This window comes from Candidatus Regiella insecticola LSR1, assembly GCF_000143625.1.
In the GTDB taxonomy this organism is placed as follows: Bacteria; Pseudomonadota; Gammaproteobacteria; order Enterobacterales; family Enterobacteriaceae; genus Regiella; species Regiella insecticola.
The window spans coordinates 1-5,190 of the sequence record NZ_GL379668.1; the positions used below are offsets into that span (position 1 = coordinate 1).

Annotated in this window: 4 protein-coding genes, 1 tRNA gene and 2 pseudogenes; 2 read left to right on the top strand and 5 right to left on the bottom strand. The window is 42.9% G+C overall.

Annotation, left to right across the window (positions count from 1 at the left end; translation table 11 throughout):
- Positions 1–31: 31 nt before the first annotated feature.
- Together REG_RS13520 and ubiC are read right to left on the bottom strand one after the other, a co-directional pair.
- Positions 32–199 (bottom strand): hypothetical protein, encoded by a 168-nt coding sequence (locus tag REG_RS13520; RefSeq protein ID WP_176603508.1) that lies wholly within the window; start codon positions 197–199, stop codon positions 32–34.
- Entirely contained in the window at positions 190–783 is a 594-nt protein-coding gene (ubiC, locus tag REG_RS09150) for a chorismate lyase (RefSeq protein WP_006705376.1), read from the bottom strand. The genes REG_RS13520 and ubiC overlap by 10 nt, the downstream gene beginning before the upstream one ends.
- Positions 784–1,106: 323 nt before the next feature.
- On the opposite strand from ubiC, the gene REG_RS09155 reads away from it, so the two are divergent.
- Positions 1,107–1,196, top strand: a tRNA-Ser gene (locus tag REG_RS09155).
- A 179-nt stretch (positions 1,197–1,375) separates the two neighbouring features.
- Here the strand turns inward: REG_RS09155 and REG_RS09160 are convergent.
- Positions 1,376–1,900, bottom strand: coding sequence for a hypothetical protein (locus REG_RS09160; protein ID WP_039908511.1), 525 nt, complete (start codon positions 1,898–1,900; stop codon positions 1,376–1,378).
- A gap of 169 nt (positions 1,901–2,069) precedes the next feature.
- The gene (gene trmA, locus REG_RS09165; RefSeq protein WP_039908513.1) at positions 2,070–3,200 is read right to left on the bottom strand and encodes a tRNA (uridine(54)-C5)-methyltransferase TrmA; all 1,131 of its coding nucleotides are present in this window, start codon (positions 3,198–3,200) and stop codon (positions 2,070–2,072) included.
- 422 nt (positions 3,201–3,622) lie between these two features.
- Here trmA and REG_RS11470 point away from each other — a divergent pair.
- Positions 3,623–4,331 (top strand): annotated as a pseudogene (locus REG_RS11470) (Bax inhibitor-1/YccA family protein).
- Between the two features lie 47 nt (positions 4,332–4,378).
- Here REG_RS11470 and lpxK read toward each other — a convergent pair.
- Positions 4,379–5,190 (bottom strand): annotated as a pseudogene (gene lpxK, locus REG_RS09180) (tetraacyldisaccharide 4'-kinase); the annotation flags it as partial.

Here is a 5,190-nt window from a genome sequence, read left to right on the forward strand (position 1 = left end):
TCTCTTTAAAATCTGCTGAGTGACGCGGATCCTACGTTGTCCGGTACGCACAATCCTCATCTATACCCTTCGCCTTCCAAGCCGCCGCGTTGTTGGCTGCGGGTGTTCGTCCCGAATCACGTAATATATCTACGCGCATCGGTCTCACCCCTGGCCGCTTAGCGGCGACTTGAAAGACTGTGAGTATACTTATGTACATTTTGGTTGCTGTGCGCCGTGCGCCTTGACTTCGCATAACGAACTACGGTTTGGAAAGAGGTCTATTTGATAAACCGGCGAGGCGGGTAAAAAAACTTCGGTTAATAGTAATGGATTGCCGGATAAAAGTAATAATGAACGGCGAGCCCATAGCTCTCCCTGACGTCCAATTTGGATATAATCACGGGTTAATCTGTTGTCTTTAAATAAATAGCGCCCAAGTGGAGTGGTATTCAAATCTAATAGCCCACGATCGGATCCAGAAAGCGTTTGTTCAGGGATCACAGTGCGTCCCTCTAACCAAGGCACACCATCACCAAACATCCGTACTTCGCGCAACCAGTAGCGTTGACTGGCTGGCAACAACGCCTGCTCATCACCCAACGCTTGCTGGGTAATAAACTGCTGCCGTTGCGGCTCTACAGTCACAGTCTGGCAATACTGCTCAAAGCGCTGGGTCATCGAACCCCTTTCATCTAACCAATTGGCAATATTTTGAGGAAGATTATGTGGCTCCATCGCCCACCATTGGATCATGTTTAGCATCGAGAACGCTTTTGAACTCGATTTTGGGCTGTCAATCATTGCGACTACTCCCCAAGAATGGACAAATAACTATTGTAACGTAAAAAAACCGACTCATAACAAGAGACTTGTTGCAAAACTGAGCGCAGCTCAAAGAAGATTTCAAATAGGCTCTAAGATCGATGATAAATCACCATCACAAAACATTGTGATTCAGTAAGCAAAAAAAAGAGAATATAAAAAAATATAGCCGATGTTTTTCTATGATTATTGACTTCTTTTTAAACAGTTAAACGCAATGATACTTTACAATCGAATGAGCACTGTTTATAGTTCACCTCCATTGTGATTGACCAGTTTTTAGGAAGCGTGCCAGAGCTTTAGGAAGCGTGCCAGAGCGGTTGAATGGATCAGTCTTGAAAACTGACGAGGATGCAAGTCCTCCGTGAGTTCGAATCTCACCGCTTCCGCCAAAAAGAAAAAAGCGACCCCAATTTGGGGTCGTTTTTCTTTATCTCCATAAAATGCCTACATCGCTTGTCAATCACAGTAAGACCTTAAAAGATCACGATGAACTAAGTTCAAGCTGGAGAACGTCTGTAAATACAGTCACTTTGGGGCAACCAAGCTATTGGTTAGTTTCGGGCGCAGCTTAAATAGCTTTCAACGTACGATAAGTGATGCCGCCGACGCGTAGGCTTCCGAATAAGATTCCGATGCCGGTCCCAAAAATGATGAAAATTGAGCTTGCACTGCCCTTGAAGCTGGCGCCTCCTTCCGATTCTCCCAAGGCCGCGCAGGCGAAAACAAAGGTGCTGCCGATGAAGGCACCTATGCTTCCACCGCCAGCAATACCGACGAAGAGGACGACGCTAGCGGTTATGGCGGCGGAGTCAGCGGTTATGGATGCAGAGACGCCGCCAATAACGAGGCAGGCGATGGCACCAACTCTAGCGATGTCAGTGGCGACGGAGATAATCTCCGGGATCAATTTAGTGTTAAACTTAGTGCCAGATTTGACGCCTTTTTTGACGGCGCTACCGATTTCGTAAAATATGTTCCTCACCTCATACAGTGTATTGGCCAAATTGTTACCAAGAGCACAGACTCCACCGATGATGGGGTCATTACACGGTGACGAAACATAATTTTGTGTACCACTCGCTTCTAATAACATCCTGCTTCTCTCTTACAAATTAAATTAAAAAATTCCTTTAATAATAATTAACAAGTATAAATATATCACTAGGTGTAATAGCTGATATGTATTTTACCGCCGGCTCAATACCGCTGGTACAGCGAGCGGAGTAGCAACTTGCCAACAAAACAAGGTGTCAAATATCAGTTCAGTGATTAACAGGCTCTCGCTTTTCCAGCAATACACCACATTCTATATGCTCGGTATAAGGAAACTGATCAAATAAGGCAAGACGACTGATTTTATAAGTATGTTGTAATTGCTCAAGGTTGCTACGTAAGCTAATAGGATTACAAGAAATATAAATGATACGCGAATAAGTACTCGCCATTTTAACCGTAGTATCATCTAATCCGCAGCGAGGGGGATCGACAAGAATAGTTTCACAATGATAACTTTTTAGCTCAATACCTCGTAAACGATTGAATTGACGCTGCCCTGCCAATGCTTGAACAAGCTCTTGCGCCGACATCCTGATAATAGTGACATTATCAATACCGTTAACAGCAATATTAAATTGAGCAGCGGCAACGGAGGGCTTTGCAATTTCAGTGGCTAATACCCGGCGAAAATTTCTTGCCAGTGCCAATGAAAAATTACCATTACCACAATAGGGCTCGAGTAAATCCCCTTGAAAATTTTTGCTGACGTCAATCGCCCATTCCAACATATGAATATTTACTGCAGCATTCGGTTGAGTAAAGCTATTTTCTATTTGTCGATAAATGATGTCACGACCTGCAATAGATAACACTTCATCCACATGATCCTGATCAAGAACAATTTTAGTTTTAGCAGCACGCCCAATCAACTGCAGATCAAAACCTTGCAACCGCAACTGATCTCGTAACCTGATGGCCTGTTGCTGCCATTCTTCATCCAGCTTGCGGTGATATAGCAGAGAAGCAATAATTTTATTGCTATACGTTGATAAGTAATCAATCTGGAACAATTTGTGTCGTAAAATGGGTTGATTTTTAACGATGCTAATCAATATTTTCATCAAACGGTTGATCAATTGACTGGCGATTGGAAAATGCTCGACCCGAATACGTTGCTTCGTTTTAGGAGCAAACATAATGTGATAGAGATCATCCCCATCATGCCAAACACGAAATTCAGCTCTCATACGGTAATGTTCTATCGGAGAAGAAAATACCTCTACTTCAGGCACCTCGAATTGAGACAGGATATCTTTCAAGCAATCGACTTTTTTTGCCAATTGCTGATGGTAGTCGTGAGTGGAACATTTTTTAAAGGGAAAATGGTCGGTGATCATGCAAATTCTCGGCTAACTCGGTGATGAAAAAAGACGGCGATTGTAGAGAAAGTGATGTTGAAGTCTAGCTTGAGAGTAAATTATCGCTATTATACCCTTTATCTTTGATGTTGACTGCGGGTGCTCGCCCTCATGGTATGTCCATGCTCATCGGTCGGTCGCCCTGGCAGCCGAAGGCAACTTCAAAGGCGAAGGGTATGTATAGAATTATTTGAAAATAATATCAAAATCTTAATTTTTTTCTCTCGATAGAAGCACATTATTGTAGTATTATCGAACAAAAAAAGAACGAGTGATTAACCGTTTGTTCAACTTTAACGTCTATATACCCACAGTTTTTCATGTTGCCGCTAGGCGAACACCCGTATCCAGCAATGCGACAGCTTCGAAGGCGAAGGGCATATATTAAAAGGGTAATTTATATGGATCGATATACTCGCTCTAATGGTTCCATTGTCGAACGTGCTATGGGTATACAGACGTACATGGCACAGGTTTATGGTTGGATGACTTGTGGTCTATTATTAACTGCTTTCGTCTCCTGGTATGCTGCTAACACCCCGGCAATCCTGAATTTTATTTTTTCTAGCCAGATCACTTTTTTTGGACTAGTTATTGCTCAGCTAGGATTAGTGTTTGTTATTTCGAGTATGATTAATCGTCTGAGTGGCGCTTTGGCAACCAGTTTATTTATGTTTTATTCTGTGTTAACCGGTTTGACTATGTCCAGTATTTTTTATTACTTATACCGGTTCATCGATTGCCAGTACTTTTGTCATTGCTGGTGGCATGTTTGGTGCCATGAGCCTTTATGGATACAGTACTCAACGTGATCTAAGTGGCTTTGGCAATATGCTATTTATGGGTCTGATTGGTATTCTGTTGGCTTCAGTGATTAATATTTGGTTGAAAAGCAATGCGTTAATGTGGGCAGTCACCTATCTTGGTGTCGTGCTGTTTGTTGGTCTAACCGCCTACGATACGCAAAAATTGAAAAACATGGGGAATCAAATAGATGCTAATGATACCGAGGGATTACGCAAATACGCTATCGTTGGTGCCTTGACGCTATACCTTGATTTTATCAATCTATTCTTAATGTTATTACGTATCTCCGGCAGTCGGCGTTAATCGATTGAAATACAATCAAATCAGGCCATTTTTTAGCCGCACATGAACTACTGATGCTTGCAAGGGATTTTACCGCGAGGCGAGGCATTGGATAACGATTCGATTGTTGATAACAATTTTTCGGCTTGATGTGCTGCTAGTTGAGCATCAACAGGTAAATACCACCAATGAGATTGAGCAAATGCGCGGCATTTTACGGCATCCTTTTCAGTCATAATCAAAGATTGTTCTGGATCGGCTAAGGTCAGTAATTGCTCTAATGAATAATTTTGATGATCTTCAAAGCTATATTCTTTTTTAGCCGTAATACCTAATTGCTTTAATGTTAAAAAAAGCGGGCAGGATGACCAATGCCCGCCATAGCTATCACCTGTGGTAGTGATTGAACAGGCTGTCGTTTTCCCGTAACCAGATTGACAGCTTCATTAGCTTGCAACCACATCGAAATTTCACCCGAGGCAGCATGCCCACCATTAGTGATAATTGCATCTACCGAGTTAAGCCTGGCTGTTCGTTCACGCATCGGGCCTGCAGGCAACCACCAGCCATTACCAAACCGGCGCATACCGTCAATAACAACCAGTTCAAAATCTCGGTGTAATCCATAATGCTGCAAACCATCATCAGCTATCACCAGATCCAATGGATGCAACATCAACAACGCTTTTACAGCTTCAGAACGTTTAGGTGATACAGCAACCGGCACACCGGTACGTTGAAAAATGAGCACGGGCTCATCACCAGCCTGTTCTGCGGTTGTATCCTGTGTTAACACTAACGGATAAGCTATTGCTTTGACGCCATAACCACGAGACACCACCCCTATTCTTAATCCTCGCTGCCGAAGTTGCTCCACTAA